Source organism: Streptomyces sp. NPDC093568 (assembly GCF_044764945.1).
Taxonomy (GTDB): Bacteria; Actinomycetota; Actinomycetes; order Streptomycetales; family Streptomycetaceae; genus Streptomyces.
The window spans coordinates 629481-643635 of record NZ_JBIWJD010000003.1; the positions used below are offsets into that span (position 1 = coordinate 629481).

General features: G+C 72.2%; 14 protein-coding genes. 5 read left to right on the forward strand and 9 right to left on the reverse strand.

Going from position 1 to position 14155, the window contains the following annotated elements; all coding sequences use genetic code 11:
* From adhP to ACIRD7_RS16920, 5 genes are all read left to right on the forward strand, one after another.
* The gene (adhP, locus tag ACIRD7_RS16900; protein ID WP_403453616.1) at window positions 1-1023 is read left to right on the forward strand and encodes an alcohol dehydrogenase AdhP; all 1023 of its coding nucleotides are present in this window, start codon (window positions 1-3) and stop codon (window positions 1021-1023) included.
* Window positions 1020-1901, forward strand: a complete 882-nt coding sequence (locus ACIRD7_RS16905) for a universal stress protein (protein WP_403453618.1) — start codon at window positions 1020-1022, stop codon at window positions 1899-1901. The genes adhP and ACIRD7_RS16905 overlap by 4 nt, the downstream gene beginning before the upstream one ends.
* Window positions 1902-2088: 187 nt before the next feature.
* Complete coding sequence (locus ACIRD7_RS16910; protein ID WP_403453619.1) at window positions 2089-4782, forward strand: GNAT family N-acetyltransferase; 2694 nt, start codon at window positions 2089-2091, stop codon at window positions 4780-4782.
* Between the two features lie 12 nt (window positions 4783-4794).
* Window positions 4795-5526 carry a CBS domain-containing protein gene (locus ACIRD7_RS16915; RefSeq protein WP_403453621.1) on the forward strand — a complete coding sequence of 244 codons (732 nt, stop codon included), beginning with the start codon at window positions 4795-4797 and terminating at the stop codon, window positions 5524-5526.
* Window positions 5527-5550: 24 nt separating this feature from the next.
* Complete coding sequence (locus ACIRD7_RS16920; RefSeq protein WP_403453623.1) at window positions 5551-6051, forward strand: flavodoxin domain-containing protein; 501 nt, start codon at window positions 5551-5553, stop codon at window positions 6049-6051.
* A gap of 304 nt (window positions 6052-6355) precedes the next feature.
* On the opposite strand, the gene ACIRD7_RS16925 is transcribed toward ACIRD7_RS16920, so the two are convergent.
* The 9 genes from ACIRD7_RS16925 to ACIRD7_RS16965 form a co-directional block, all read right to left on the reverse strand.
* Window positions 6356-6502 (reverse strand): hypothetical protein, encoded by a 147-nt coding sequence (locus ACIRD7_RS16925; RefSeq protein WP_403453625.1) that lies wholly within the window; start codon window positions 6500-6502, stop codon window positions 6356-6358.
* Window positions 6503-6713: 211 nt separating this feature from the next.
* Window positions 6714-7748 carry a hydrogenase expression/formation protein HypE gene (hypE, locus tag ACIRD7_RS16930; protein ID WP_403453627.1) on the reverse strand — a complete coding sequence of 345 codons (1035 nt, stop codon included), beginning with the start codon at window positions 7746-7748 and terminating at the stop codon, window positions 6714-6716.
* Window positions 7745-8848, reverse strand: coding sequence for a hydrogenase formation protein HypD (gene hypD / locus ACIRD7_RS16935; RefSeq protein WP_403453629.1), 1104 nt, complete (start codon window positions 8846-8848; stop codon window positions 7745-7747). Before hypD ends, hypE begins: the two co-directional genes overlap by 4 nt.
* Before the next feature lie 16 nt (window positions 8849-8864).
* Window positions 8865-9491, reverse strand: coding sequence for a CBS domain-containing protein (locus ACIRD7_RS16940; protein WP_403453632.1), 627 nt, complete (start codon window positions 9489-9491; stop codon window positions 8865-8867).
* 21 nt (window positions 9492-9512) lie between these two features.
* Window positions 9513-10844, reverse strand: a complete 1332-nt coding sequence (locus ACIRD7_RS16945; protein WP_403453635.1) for a Ni/Fe hydrogenase subunit alpha — start codon at window positions 10842-10844, stop codon at window positions 9513-9515.
* A complete protein-coding gene (locus ACIRD7_RS16950; protein ID WP_403453637.1) occupies window positions 10841-11602 on the reverse strand; it encodes an oxidoreductase in 762 nt (253 codons plus the stop codon). The genes ACIRD7_RS16945 and ACIRD7_RS16950 overlap by 4 nt, the downstream gene beginning before the upstream one ends.
* A gap of 1 nt (window position 11603) precedes the next feature.
* Window positions 11604-12410 carry an FAD/NAD(P)-binding protein gene (locus ACIRD7_RS16955; RefSeq protein WP_403453640.1) on the reverse strand — a complete coding sequence of 269 codons (807 nt, stop codon included), beginning with the start codon at window positions 12408-12410 and terminating at the stop codon, window positions 11604-11606.
* Window positions 12407-12871, reverse strand: coding sequence for a cyclic nucleotide-binding domain-containing protein (locus tag ACIRD7_RS16960; protein ID WP_403453643.1), 465 nt, complete (start codon window positions 12869-12871; stop codon window positions 12407-12409). Before ACIRD7_RS16960 ends, ACIRD7_RS16955 begins: the two co-directional genes overlap by 4 nt.
* Complete coding sequence (locus ACIRD7_RS16965) at window positions 12871-14025, reverse strand: 4Fe-4S dicluster domain-containing protein (protein ID WP_403453646.1); 1155 nt, start codon at window positions 14023-14025, stop codon at window positions 12871-12873. The genes ACIRD7_RS16960 and ACIRD7_RS16965 overlap by 1 nt, the downstream gene beginning before the upstream one ends.
* Window positions 14026-14155: the final 130 nt, after the last annotated feature.

Genomic DNA, 14155 nt, shown 5'->3' on the forward strand with positions numbered 1-14155 from the left:
ATGAAGGCAGCGGTAGTCCGAGCGTTCGGTGAGCCCTTGGTGATCGAGGACCGGCCGGATCCCGAGCCCGGCCCCGGCCAGGTGCTTGTCCGTGTCGAGGCCTGCGGGCTGTGCCACACCGACATCCACGCCGCCCACGGCGACTGGCCCGTCAAGCCCGAGCCGCCCTTCGTCCCCGGCCACGAGGGCGTCGGCCTCGTCGAGAAGCTCGGCGAGGGCGTCACCCACCTCGCCGTCGGGCAGCGCGTCGCCGTGCCCTGGCTGGGCAAGGCCTGCGGCCGGTGCGAGCACTGCCTATCCGGCTGGGAGACCCTGTGCGAGCGGCAGATCAACACCGGCTACGGCCGCGACGGCGGATACGCCGAGAAGATGCTGGCCTTCGCCGACTTCGCCCAGCCCGTCCCGCACGGCATCGACCCCCGTGACGCCGCCCCGCTGACCTGCGCCGGCGTCACCACGTACAAGGCGGTCAAGGTCGCCGACGTCAGGCCCACACAGCTCGTCGCGATCTCCGGGATCGGCGGTCTGGGACACCTGGCCCTTCAATACGCCAAGATCGCCGGCGCCACCGTCGCGGCGATCGACGTCACCGACGACAAACTCGAGCTCGCCGCCGAACTCGGCGCCGACCTCGTCATCGACGCCCGCAAGCACGACGTCGGCGAGGTCCTCAAGCGGCACGGCGGCGCCCACGCGGGGATCGCCCTGGCCGTGAACGAGGCCGCCTTCGCCGCCGTCAACTCCGGACTGCGGCGCGGCGGCAAGCTGGTCCTGGTGGCGCTGCCCGCGCACGGCACCCTCCAGGTCCCGATCTTCGACACCGTCCTGAACGGCACCTCCGTCATCGGCTCCATCGTCGGCACCCGCCAGGACCTCGCCGAGGTGTTCGAGCTGCACGCCGCCGGCCGCACACGGGTGATCTACGAGACCCGCCCGCTCGACTCCGCCAACGAGTGCATCGACGAAGTACTCCGAGGCCAGGTCAAGGCACGCATCGTCTTCGATCTCGGCGCGGGGAGGTGAACGCCGTGGACCTCCCCCTGGTCGTCGGTGTCGACGGATCCGAGCCGAGCCTGCGCGCCACGGACTGGGCATCCGACGAGGCCGCGCTGCGTGGAGTGCCGCTCGAGGTGGTGTACGCCTGTCTGTGGGAGCGGTACGAGGGAGCCGCGCTGGCCAAGGATCTGGGCCGGCCCTCCACGCAGGTGCTGCCCCAGGAGATCACCGGCGCCGCCGTCCGACGGGCCCGTTCCCGGCACCCGGACCTGAAGGTGACCGCTGATGTGGTGTTCGAAGAGCCTGAGTACGCCCTGGTGCGGGCGAGCCGCAACGCCTCGGCGCTGGTTGTCGGTAACCGTGGTCGCAGCGGCCTCGCGGAGGTGTTGCTGGGCTCCGTGAGCCTGACGGTTGCCGCACATGCCCATTGCCCGATGGTCGTGCTGCGCGGCAGCCACGACAACCAGGTGACGCCCCCGGTCCACGGACGCGTCGTCGTGGCCGTCGGAGAGCACCCCGAGAGCTCCGCGGTCCTCCGGTTCGCCTACGAGGAGGCCCGGCGCCGCGGGGTCCCCCTGGAGGCCGTACGGGCCTGGCGGTGCCCCGCGCACGAGAGCACCGACCACCCCTTGCTGGCCGAGGCGCCCGCCCGTCTGCATGAGCAGCACGCCGAGGAGACCCTCACCCAGGCCCTCCGGGACGCTCCGCCCGATCTGGAACTGCACCGCCGTACCGTCGAGGGCCACGCCCGACGCGTGCTGGTGGACGCCTCGCACCACGCCGACCTCCTGATCGTCGGCGCCGAGCGCCGCACCGGACACCGCGGGCTCCAGCTCGGCCGCGTCGCCCACGCGGCACTGCACCACTCCGCCTGCCCGGTCGCCGTCGTACCGCACCCGGCGTGAGAGCCCCGCGCAGCGGGTTCCAGAGGGACGGACCTTGCCGGGGCGGGCCCGAAATGCCTCGGATCCGGCCCTCCATTGAGGGCCGACCGGCCCACCCAGAACGCCCGGACAGCCCATGGGACCTTCGCCCGCCCCGCAGGACGCTCTAAGAGCCGGAGCAATACCGAGGAACACCGAGGAGACCGCGATGACGGACGACACGCTCAGCCGGCGCCCGGTCCACGCCCTGCTCGCGGACGGCACCACTGTGTGCATCCGTCCGGTGCGGCGGGACGACCACGATCAGGTGCGGGGGCTGTACGAGGAGATGTCCCCGGAGAACCTGCGCCTGAGGTTCTTCGCCGCCAGCCGGCGCTCCGCCGGAACGGCCGCCGACCGGGCCTGCGCCGAGCCGGCCCCAGGGCACCGGGCCCTGCTGGCCGAGACCGGTGGCCGGGTGATCGGCCTCGCCGAGTACGACAGCGGCGGGACGGGAGACACGGCGGAGATCTCCATCGCGGTCGCCGACGGACTGCACCACCGGGGCGTCGGCACCCTGCTCGTCGAGCACCTGGTCTCCGGGGCCCGCGCCGAGGGCATCACCGGTTTCACGGCCGACGCGCTCAGCGAGAACCACGAAGTGCTGAAGCTCTTCGCCGACCTCGGCCTGCGCACGACCCGCCGCTTCGAGGGTCCCGAGGTTCGTTGCTCCATCGCACTCGACGAGAGCGACACCTATCTGACGGCCGTGGAGGAACGCGGCCGTGCCGCCGACGTCGCCAGCCTCGAACCGCTGCTGCGGCCGCGCACGGTCGCCGTCGTCGGGGCGGGACGCAAGCCGGGCTCGGTGGGGAGGGCGATCCTGCACCAGTTGCACGCGGGCGGCTACACGGGCCGCCTGTTCGCGGTGAACCCCGCCGCGAGCTCGATCCTCGGGGTGCCCTGCCACTCGTCGGTCGGCGCCCTGCCCAAGACCCCTGACCTCGCGGTTCTCGCCGTACCCGCCGCCGCGATCCCCGGCACCGCCGAGGCGTGCGGGAAGTCGGGCGTGCGGGCCCTGCTCGTCGTCACCGCGGGTCTGGACGCCGACCAGGCACGCGCCCTGCTGGCGGCCTGCCGCTCGTACGGCATGCGGCTCGTCGGCCCCAACTGCCTCGGCATCTCCCATACCGATCCGGAGCTGCACCTGGACGCCACCTTCGCAGCCGGCCACCCGCGCTCCGGCACCGCGGGCGTCGCCGTGCAGTCCGGCGGCGTCGGCATCGCGCTGCTCGACGGGCTGTCCCGGCTCGGTGTCGGCGTCTCGTCCTTCGTCTCGCTCGGCGACAAGTACGACGTCAGCGGCAACGACATGCTCCAGTGGTGGGAGAGCGACGGCCGGACCGACCTCGCGGTGCTGCACCTGGAGTCCTTCGGCAACCCGCGCGCCTTCTCCCGCACCGCCCGACGTGTCACCCGTCGGATGCCGGTCCTGACCGTCGACGCCGGCCGCACCGAGGCAGGCCGACGCGCCGCCGCCTCGCACACCGCGGCCGCCGCCACCCGCACCATGACCCGGGGCGCCCTGTTCACCCAGGCCGGCATCACCGCCACCCGCTCGGTCGGGGAACTCCTCGAAGCCGCCGCTCTGCTGCACGCTCAGCCTCTGCCGGCCGGTCCCCGCGTCGCCATCGTCACCAACGCCGGGGGAGCGGGTGTCCTCGCGGCCGACGCCTGTGCCGAGGTCGGGCTGGAGCTCCCGGCGCCCAGCCCCGAGTTGATCGACGATCTGCTCGCCGTCCTGCCCGCGGGCGCCGCAGTCGGCAACCCCGTCGACGCCACGGCCGCCGTCACGGAGGAGCAGCTCAGCGACTGTGTGGACCGGGTCGCGCGGAGCGGCGGTGTCGACGCCGTCCTCGTGGCGCTGGTCCCCACGGCGGTCGCCGCGGCGACCGGCGACGACCTCGTCCGAGCCCTCACTCATACTCCCGGACGACGGCCCAAGCCGATCGCCGCGGTCCGACTCGAACAGGCCCTGCCGGTCGAACTACTGCCCGCCGCCGAGGGCACCAGCATCCCCGCCTACGCAGAACCCCAGGCCGCGGCCCGGGCGCTGGCCCACGCGGCCCGCCGCGCCGCGTGGCTCGCCCGGCCCGCCGGGACGGTTCCCGACCTCGACGGCGTCGAGACGGAGCGCGCCCACGCCGTCGTCGGCGCCTACCTCGACCGGCACCCGGACGGTGGCTGGCTCGACCCGCGCGCATGCGCGGAACTCCTCGGCTGCTACGGCATTCCCCAGCTGGCCTGGGCCTGGGCGGACACCGAGGTCGACGCCGTGCTCGCCGCCGAACGGCTGCGCGGCGCCGACGGCCGCGTCGTGATGAAGGGCCACTGGCCGGGCCTGGTGCACAAGAGCGCCGAACACGCCGTCCACCTAGACCTGCGCGGTGACTCCCAGGTCCGAGCAGCTTTCCGCGACCTGGACACCCGGTTCGCCGGCCTGCTGGACGGCGTGGTGATCCAGCCGCTGGCCGAGCGCGGCACCGAGCTGTTCGCCGGTGTCGTCCAGGACCAGGTCTTCGGACCACTCGTCCTGTTCGGCCTCGGCGGCACCGCGACGGAGGTCCTCGCCGACCACGCCGCACGGCTGGCCCCGCTCACCGACCACGACGTCCACGACCTGATCACGGCCCCGCGCTGCGCCCCGCTCCTGCTCGGCGCCGGCGGTGCCCGACCGGTCGATCTCCAGGGCCTCGAACAACTGCTGCTGCGACTGTCCCGCATGGCGAGCGACCTGCCGCAACTGGCCGAGGCCGACTTCAACCCCGTGCTCGCGACACCGGGCCGGGTCACCGTGCTCGATGCGCGCGTACGCCTGCTGCCCCGCAGGCCCCAGGACCCGTATCTGCGCCGACTCCGCTGAGGAGGAACAGCCATGAAGCACAACAAGGTCGGCTCCGTGATGACCACGGAGGTCGTCCGCGCCGAGTACGGCACCCCGTTCAAGGAGGTGGCCGTGCTGCTCAGCGACCACCGCATCAGCGGACTTCCGGTCGTCGACGACGACGAGAAGGTCATAGGCGTCATCTCCGAGACCGATCTGATGGTCCGCCAGGCCGAGACGCCCGGCCCGTACGAGCCGAAGAAGCGCTTCCGCTTCGACCGGCTGACCCGGGTCGGGCGGGAGCGGGCCGTGAAGGCGCGGGCTCGCACCGCCGGTCAGTTGATGACACAGCCACCGGTCACCGTCCACGCCGACGACAGCATCGTCGAGGCCGCCCGGACCATGGCGCAGCACCACATCGAACGTCTTCCCGTCCTCGACGAGGAGCACCGCCTCGTGGGCATCGTCACCCGCCGCGACCTGCTCCAGGTCTTCCTGCGGCCGGACGCGGAGATCCGCGCCGAGGTCGTCGACCAGGTCCTGGTGCGGGCCCTGTGGCTGCCACCGCGCAGCATCGCCGTCACCGTCACCGAGGGCGTGGTCACGCTCATGGGCCCGATGGAGCGCAAGAGCGAGACGGAGATCGCTGTCTCCATGACCCGGCAGATCGACGGCGTGGTCGCGGTCGTCGACAGGCTCACCCACCGGCTGGACGACTCGCACCTGCGGCCCGATGAGCAGGCGCTGCGCGGCATCGCCGACGACTGGCTGCGCAAGCTGTGAAGAAGTGAAAGGAGGCGGAGGATCATGACGACCAAGGTGCTGGTCGCCTACGGGACGACCAACGGATCGACCGCGCAGATCGCCGAGGCCGTGGCCGAGGTCATGCGCAAGGAGGGCCTCACAGCCGAGGCACTGCCGGCCGGTTCCGTCGCCCGTGTCGACCCCTACGACGCCGTCGTGGTCGGCGGCGGACTGTACGCCGGTCGCTGGCACAGGGACTCGCGCCGGTTCCTTCGTCGGCACCGCCGCGAGCTGGCGGGCCGCCCGCTGTGGCTGTTCAGCAGTGGCCCGCTGGACCCCTCGGCGTCGGAGCGGGAGATCCCGCCCGTGGCGGGTGTGAAGCGCGCCATGATCCGGCTCGACGCGAACGGACACGTCACCTTCGGCGGCTGTCTGCAGGAGGGCGCCAAGGGGTGGGTCGCCCGGATGATCGTCAAGAACGGAAAGGGCGGCGACTTCCGGGACTTCGCACGGATCGAGGACTGGGCGAGGACGGTCGCCGACGAGTTGGTGGCCAAGGGCTGAGCCGGACTCCGTGGGCAGGGGAGGCTCTTTGTCGAGGAGGGCCACGAGCACGGCTTCGAGGTCCACCTGCACGGCGGGCGGCGGATGATCCTGACCGGCCCCGGTGGCCGGGAGGCGGTCATCGCCTGCGGGGCGCCTCTGCTGAACGTGCGGATCGCCGTACGCATGCTGGGCTTCCGGCCCCCGTCGGCCTCCTGCCGGAGCCGGGGAACTCCCGGTTGCCGGCCCAAGCGGGCTATGAGGCCCACGCTCCGGCGGCGCGTGAGGAGACACTGCCGGCCCGCGCGATGGCGCGTCGGCACACTCACCGCGGGCCCTTCGAGTGCAGCCGGCGGACCTGGTGCGTACCGCCGAGGACGACGTCCACCGTCATCACCCGGACGCCACCCTGCTCGTGGGTCGCGACGGGTTCACCCCGTACTGCCCCCGACCAGGCACCGGTGGAGCGCACGCACCGGAACCGTCGCCGTGCTGTCCACCCCTTGCGACAGCCCTACCGACTGTCTCCGGGCGGGTCAGGTGCCGGAGGTCCTCTGCACGCGGCCGCCCACGACGTCGCGGCGGCCTGCCACACCCAGCCTCTCGAACTGCCCGTCGACAGCACGTCGGTGTGACGCCGGCCCGACCAGGCTGCCGGGAACGACGAGAGAGTGAACGCGCCTCTAGCAGATTCGCGGCAACTGTTCGCCGAGCGGCATTTCCACGATCCGCCGGGCGCCCACCAGTGTGCGCAGCGACACCCTCCCCGCGGGCCCGTCCGGCAGCACCTGCCCGATCCGCACAGCTCCCGCACCCTCGCCCGTGGACCGCATCGCGGTCAGCGCGCTCTCGGCCGCGCCGGCGGCGACGAAGGCGACCAGGCAGCCCTCGTTGGCGACGACCAGCGGGTCAAGGCCGAGCAGGTCGCAGGCCGCGGCGACCGGCTCGGGCACCGGCACCGCGCTCTCCTCGATCTCGACGGCCACGGAAGAGTCACGGGCGATCTCGTTGAGGGCCGCCGCGAGCCCGCCACGCGTCGGGTCGCGCAGCACGTGGACGTCCGCGCCGAGCGGGACCAGACTGCTCACCAGGCGGTGCAGCGGCCGTGTGTCGGAGGTGATGTCGCCCTCGAAGCCGAGGCCCTCACGGGTGCTCAGAACGCTTGTGCCGTGCAGTCCGACAGGCCCGGACAGGAGGATCGCGTCACCGGGGCGGGCCAGCGCGGCGGACGGGTGCAGCGAGCCGTGCCGCTGCCCGATGCCGGTGGTGTTGATGAACAGTCCGTCGGCGGCCGAGCGCCCGACGACCTTGGTGTCCCCGGTGACCACGGGCACTCCGGCGTCCTGTGCGGCCTTCCCCAACGAGGCGAGAACAGTGCGGAGGTCGGCCAGCGGCAGTCCCTCCTCGATGATGAGGGACACGGACAGCGCGAGAGGCCACGCGCCCCGCATGGCGAGGTCGTTGACCGTGCCGTGGACGGCGAGGGACCCGATGTCCCCGCCGGGGAAGAACAGCGGGCTGACGACGAAGCTGTCGGTGCTGATCACCAGTTCGCGGTAGCCGGGCAGCAGTGCCGCGTCCTCCATGGGACCCGCGCCGCCGTCGAGGGCGGGCAGGATCAGCCGGTCGAGGAGCTCGGCGGTGAGGCGGCCGCCGGCCCCGTGGCCGAGCAGGACGACCTCGTCGTCGTGGTGGGGGGTGGGGCACTGGATAATCATGCCGGCCTCCTGGCGGGAGTGCGTCCGGCCGCGTGGAAGGCGGCGCAGGTGCCCTCGGACGACACCATGGGTGCGCCGAGGGGGTGGCGGGGCGTGCAGCGGGTGCCGTACGCCGCGCAGTCGGTGGGCAGTTTGGCCCCGGTGAGGATGGCGCCGGCGATGCATTCGGCGTCCTCGACGGGACACAGCCCGCCTACGTCGAAGCGCCGGGCCGCATCGAACCGCCGGTATTTCCCGGCGAGTTCGAGCCCGCTGTCGGGCAGCGCGCCGATTCCTCGCCAGGCCCGGTCGGTGACCCGGAACACTTCGCGGACCGCGTCCCGCGCCTCGGTGTTGCCGGAGCGCCGTACGGCCCGCACGTACTGGTTCTCGACCTCGTACCGGCCCGACTCCAGTTGCCGTACGGCCATGAGGATGCCCTCCAGCAGGTCCAGCGGCTCGAACCCGGTGACCACGATCGGCACCCGGTACTCGGCGGCGATCGGCTCGTACTCGCGCCACCCCATCACCGCGCACACGTGCCCGGCCGCCAGGAACGCCTGCACCTCGCAGTCCGGGTCGTCGAGCAGCGCGGTCATCGCGGGCGGGACGAGGACATGGCTGACCAGCACGGAGAAGTTCGGCAGCCCGAGACGCGCCGCGTGCAGCACGGCCGTCGCGTTGGCGGGCGCGGTCGTCTCGAAGCCGACCGCGAGGAAGACGACCTCCTTGTCGGGGTGCTCGGCGGCAATGCGTACGGCGTCCATGGGGGCGTAGACCACCCGTACGTCCGCGCCTCGCGCCCGCAGCGACAGGAGGTCGGTGTCCGTGCCGGGCACGCGGAGCATGTCGCCGAAGCTGGTGAGGATCACGCCGGGCCGGGCGGCGATCGCCATGGCCCGGTCCAAGGTCTCCAGCGGCGTGACGCAGACCGGGCAGCCCGGGCCGTGGATCATCCGCATCCCGGCCGGCAGCAGTTCGTCGATGCCCTGCCGGACGAGCGTGTGCGTCTGGCCGCCGCACACCTCCATGATCCGCCAGGGGCGCGAGGCGGTCTCCCGCAGCTCGTCCAGCAGGCGCCGGGCCAGGACGGGATCGCGGTACTCGTCGAGGTACTTCATCGGTGATCGAGGCCTTTCAGCGATGGCTCAGATCGAGTTGGACGTCGACGACCCCCTCGACGGCTCGCACGGCCCGGGAGACCACGGGCACCAGCCCCCGCTCGGGCATCGAACCGCTCAGCGTGACCACGCCCTCGGTGACCGAGACCCCCAGTACGCCGGTGACCGGAAGAAGGCCCAGCACGCTGCCGCGGATCTCGTCGGCGATCTCCTCGTCGGACCGCAGGAACACCTTCAGCAGATCGCTGCGGCTGACGATGCCCTGGAGCATCCCGACGCCGTCCACGACCGGAAGCCGCTTGACGTGCCGGCGGGCCATGATGCGCGCCGCTTCGGCGAGAGAGGCGTCCGCGTGCACGGTGACCGCCGGAGTGCTCATCAGCTCGCCCGCGGTCACCGCGCTCGCCTTGAGCCGCTCCCCGAGACCGGCCTCGGTCTCGATGCCGTCGCGGAGCTCCTCCTTGGGAAGCAGATCGGCCTCGGACACCACCCCGACGACCCGCCCCTCACCGGCCAGCACCGGCAGGGCGCTGACCTTCCACTGGTCGAGCAGCTCGACGATCTCCTTGAAGGACGCGTGGCTGCCGACGGCGACGACAGTGTGCGTCATCACGTCACTCACGGTGTACGGAGATTCAGACATCACAGACTCCCGCATGTCTCATCAGGTACGGACGACCGTCAGGTCCAGGAAGTGGGTGGAGCAGGAGATGCACGGGTCGTGGTTGCGGATGGCCCGCTCGCACAGGGCCGTCAGCTCACCGTCGTCCGGGTCGCGCTCGCCGATCGCCCGTTGGGTCATCCGCCGCAGGTCGTCCTCGATAGCGCCCTGGTTCTGTGCGGTGGGCGGCACCAGCAGCGCGCTGGTCACGACTCCGTCGGCGTCGAGTTCGTAGCGGTGGTAGAGCAGTCCGCGAGGTGCCTCGGTGGCACCGTGCCCGACGCCCGCGACCGGTGGCACCTCCGTGAACGGGCGTGGGGGCGGCTCGTAGGCCTCGATGATCCGCAGCGCCTCACCGACGGCGTACAACGTCTCCACCGCCCGCACCAGGATCGACCGGAACGGATTGCGGCACACAGCGCCCGAACGCGGATCGCCGAGCCCGGCCTCCACCGCCGCCTGCACCGCCACCGGCGACAGTCGGGCGCCACTGATCGCGAACCGGGCGAGGGAACCCGTGAGATGAAGCCGCCCGTCGAGCCGCGAGTGCAGCGCCGTCGAGTGGGGCAGGTGCGTCTCGGTGACGTGCCCGGTGAAGTCCCGCACGGGGAACGAGCCCGTGGTGCCGTCGGCCCGCAGGACGGTCGGTGTCCCGCTCTCGATGGCGTACGTGTCCGGCTCGGCCAGCGCCAGCAGGTCGGCCTCGATCCGGGCGTCCGGGAACTCGAAGCCGGCGACCCAGCGCACGGTGTCCCACGCGTCGTCGAGTGCCTGCTTCAACTCCTCGGCGGCCGGGCGGAGTTCCTCGCGGGAGGGCACCCGGTGGAAGCCGCCGAGGCGGACGTTCACGGGGTGCACCGCCCGACCGCCGAGCAACTCCATCAGTGAGTTGCCGGCCTTCTTCAGCCGGAGCCCCCGCTCGACCTCGGTCCGGTGCGTGCGGGCGAGTTCGATCGCGCTCGCGCGGCCCAGGAAGTCCGGCGCGTGCAGCAGATAGATGTGCAGTGCCTGGCTCTCGATCCACTCGCCGCAGTACAGCAGCCTGCGCAGATCGCGGATCGCCGGGCCGACCGTCACCCCGCACGCGTCCTCGATCGCCGCGCAGGCGCTCATCTGGTACGCCACCGGGCAGATCCCGCAGACGCGGGCCGTGATGTCCGGCGGCTCGGTGTACGCACGGCCGCGCAGAAACGCCTCGAAGAATCGCGGCGGCTCGTAGATCTCCAGCCGTGCCTCGGTGACCGTGCCGTCGTGGACGTGCAGGCGCAGCGCGCCCTCGCCCTCGACCCGGGACAGCGACCCGACGTGCAGCAGACGGGAACCGCGGTGCGTCACTTGGCCGACTCCTTCTCGATCTTCTCGAACGCGGCGGCGTTGAAGGTGTGCAGGAACCGTTCCACCGCGTCGTCGTCGAGGCCGTCGCGGCGCAGCAGGGGGATCAGGGCGGGCAGGTTCACCGACCCGGAGGGGCCGAAGCAGCCGTAGCAGCCGCGGCCGTACGCAGGGCACAGCGCTCCGCACCCGGCGTGGGTGACAGGCCCGAGGCAGGGTGTGCCGTGGGCGACGGTGACGCAGACGGTGCCGCGCCGTTTGCACTCGAAGCACACGCTGTGGTCGGGAACGTCGGGCCTGCGGCCGGCGAGGAACGCGGTGATCACCTCGATGAGCTGCCGCTTGTCGATCGGACAACCGCGCAGCTCGAAGTCGACGTCCACGTGGGCCGAGACCGCAGTGGAGGTGGCAAGCGTGTCGACGTACTCCGGGTGCGCGTACACCACGCGTCGGTACTCGTCGACGTCGGCGAAGTTCCGCAGTGCCTGGATGCCCCCGGCGGTCGCGCACGCCCCGATCGTGACCAGATGCCGTGAGGCGGCCCGGATCGCGCGCACCCGCCCGGCGTCGTCGGCAGTGGTGACGGAGCCCTCGACGAGGGACAGATCGTACGGTCCGGCCCCCACGGCGCTGGACGCCTCCAGGAAGTGCGAGATCTCCACTTCGCCCGCCAGCGCGAGAAGCTCGTCCTCGCAGTCCAGCAGGGTGAGCTGGCAGCCGTCACAGGAGGCCAGTTTGAACACGGCGAGTGTGGGCGACATCTCACAACTCCCTTACCGACAGCAGTGGTTCGGCGCGTTCCCAGTCCACGACGGGGCCCACTTGGCAGAGCAGCAGGGGGCCGAGCTGGCAGTGCCCGCAGTGCCCTGTGGCGCAGCGCATGTTCCGCTCCAGCGAGACGCGGATGCGGTCGCGGGGGACACCGCGCAGGGTGAGTTCGCGGGCGGTGGCCCGGATCATCGGCTCCGGCCCGCACACGAACGCCCAGGTGCGGTCCGGCTCGAAATCCGCGCGCCCCAGCAGCTGGGTGACCACGCCGACGTCCCCGCGCCAGCCGGGGGAGGGCCGGTCGACCGTCACCCCGGTGAAAGCCGTGGGCCAGCTCTCGACCTCCTGCCTGGCGATGAGGTCGCCCGGAGTTCGCGCGCCGACAAGGACGTTGACGCGGCGGTACGCCTCCGGCTCGGCCAGCGCGACCAGAATCAGCGGCCGCAGCGGGGCGAGACCGATACCGCCGGCCACGATCACCACGTCACAGCCGCGTGCCCGTGCCGGCTCCCAGGTGTTGCCGTACGGACCACGAAGTCCGACGACGTCGCCGACCCGCGCCGAGCACAGCCCGTCGGAGACCGCGCCCACCGAGCGGATCGTGTGGGCGAGACCGCCCGTGGCCTGGACGGAACTCACCGAGACGGGGATCTCGCCGCGGCCGAAGGAGTGCACCATCGCGAACTGTCCTGGCGCGAAGTCGGGCAGAGCCGCGCCGACCGGTTCGAGGCGCAGCGTGACGGTGTCCGCGGTCTCCGGCAGGCGGGCGACCACGCGATGGGGGACCGGTACGGCGGTCATCGCGCTTCCTTCGCCTCGTAAATCCCGTACAGGTCGACCAGCCGGGCCCGGGCCGCGTTGAGCCGGTGGGCCAGCACCCGGCCGACCCAGTGCTCGACGGCACGTCCGAACGCAAGGTCGTTCAGACACATCAGCCGGACGGCGACGGCGTCGAACTCGTAGGCGCGCAGAAGGGTCAGGGCCTCGGCGCCCAGCTGCCAGACGTACGGCTCGTACAACCAGGACCAGCCGACGAGGTCGCCGACACCGAGCGTCTCGATGACCGGCGGACGGCGGCCGGGCACATGCATGTCGAGGGCGGCCGTGCCGCCCCGGATGATCCAGAAGCGATCGGCGTGTCCGCCCTCCTCGAACAGGCGGGTGCCCGGCTGGACCTGGACCTCACGGCCGACACGCAGCAGCCGCTCGCGGTGCTCGACGGGCAGAGCGTGGTTCATGCGCAGAGCGATCGAGGGAGGCATCAGTCCGTCTCCGTTCCGGGTGCCATGTGCGCGGTGCGTTCGGCGTTCAGGGCGGCGACTTCCTCCGTGACGTCGATGCCCGCCGGGCACCAGGTGATGCAGCGCCCGCAGCCGACGCATCCGGTCGTGTCGAACTGGTCGTGCCAGGTGGACAGTTTGTGGGTGAGCCACTGCCGGTAGCGGCCGCGGGCCGAGGAGCGGACCGGCCCGCCGTGCAGATAGGAGAAGTCCAGGTCGAAGCAGGAATCCCAGCGCTGCCAGCGCTCGGTGTGGTCACCGGTGAGGTCGGTGACCTCCTCGGTGGTGGTGCAGAAGCAGGTCGGGCAGACCATCGTGCAGTTGCCGCAGGTCAGACAGCGGGCGGCGACGTCGTCCCAGCGCTCGGCGTCGAGGCTGGCGCCCATGAGGTCGCGCAGGTCCACCGGGGGCAGGGCGCGGCCCATGCGGTCGCGGGCGGCGTCCACGGCGGTGCGGGCGGTGGCTTCGGTGTCAGGGTCGGCGGTGCGGTGCGGCACCTGCTCCAGCAGCTCGGCGCCCTCCTCGCTGCCCACGCGCACGAGGAAGCGGTGACCGTCCTCGTCGATCACCTCGGTCAGCGCCAGGTCGTATCCGGGGTCGGCCGCGGGGCCGCCTCCCGTGGAGACGCAGAAGCAGGTGGCACCGGGTTCGGTGCACTCCGCGGCGATCAGGAGCGCCTTGGTGCGGCGCCTGCCGTACCCGGAGTCCTCGTGCCGCCCGCCGGTGAGCACCCGGTCCTGGATGGCGATGGCCCGCAGATCGCAGGGGCGGACGCCGAGGAAGGCGTACGACGGTGGATCCGGCTCGTGCGGGGTGAAGCGGATGTCCCCCTCCGGTGACCGGTCGGCGCTCCACAGCCGCTCGCGCGCGGGATGCAGATAGGACTTCCACGACTGCGGCCCGGCGCTGTGCGCGAAGGCGGCCCCGTCCTCGCGGGGGACCAGCCGGTAGCGTCCGGCGTCCAGTTCGACGCCCCAGCCGTAGGGGAGCGCGTCCGCCGTGGTCAGCTCGGCCAGTACGATCGCGCCGTCCCGCACCGTCGGCCCGACGACGGTCCTGCCCTCTGCCACCAGCGCCGTGACCAGCGCGTTCAGGCCGTCCCGGTCGAGCACGGCCGGGGCTGCGGTGGCGGTCATGACGGTCCTCCTTGTCCGGGCGGTCCGTTCTTCTCCATCATCAGGTTGCGACTGCGAGGAGTGCCTGCGGGAGGGGCCGACCGGCCCTGGTCAGGAGCCGACCGGCAGCTCTGCCGGGCGGGCACGACAA

What these genes read in the sequence shown, in the direction of transcription:
- ACIRD7_RS16955 (WP_403453640.1), bottom strand. Translation starts at nt 12,410, where the DNA reads ATGACCGCCGTACCGGTCCCCCATCGCGTGGTCGCCCGCCTGCCGGAG.
- hypD (WP_403453629.1), bottom strand. Translation starts at nt 8,848, where the DNA reads ATGAAGTACCTCGACGAGTACCGCGATCCCGTCCTGGCCCGGCGCCTG.
- hypE (WP_403453627.1), bottom strand. Translation starts at nt 7,748, where the DNA reads ATGATTATCCAGTGCCCCACCCCCCACCACGACGACGAGGTCGTCCTG.
- adhP (WP_403453616.1), top strand. Translation starts at nt 1, where the DNA reads ATGAAGGCAGCGGTAGTCCGAGCGTTCGGTGAGCCCTTGGTGATCGAG.
- ACIRD7_RS16910 (WP_403453619.1), top strand. Translation starts at nt 2,089, where the DNA reads ATGACGGACGACACGCTCAGCCGGCGCCCGGTCCACGCCCTGCTCGCG.
- ACIRD7_RS16920 (WP_403453623.1), top strand. Translation starts at nt 5,551, where the DNA reads ATGACGACCAAGGTGCTGGTCGCCTACGGGACGACCAACGGATCGACC.
- ACIRD7_RS16940 (WP_403453632.1), bottom strand. Translation starts at nt 9,491, where the DNA reads ATGTCTGAATCTCCGTACACCGTGAGTGACGTGATGACGCACACTGTC.
- ACIRD7_RS16915 (WP_403453621.1), top strand. Translation starts at nt 4,795, where the DNA reads ATGAAGCACAACAAGGTCGGCTCCGTGATGACCACGGAGGTCGTCCGC.
- ACIRD7_RS16960 (WP_403453643.1), bottom strand. Translation starts at nt 12,871, where the DNA reads ATGCCTCCCTCGATCGCTCTGCGCATGAACCACGCTCTGCCCGTCGAG.
- ACIRD7_RS16965 (WP_403453646.1), bottom strand. Translation starts at nt 14,025, where the DNA reads ATGACCGCCACCGCAGCCCCGGCCGTGCTCGACCGGGACGGCCTGAAC.
- ACIRD7_RS16950 (WP_403453637.1), bottom strand. Translation starts at nt 11,602, where the DNA reads ATGTCGCCCACACTCGCCGTGTTCAAACTGGCCTCCTGTGACGGCTGC.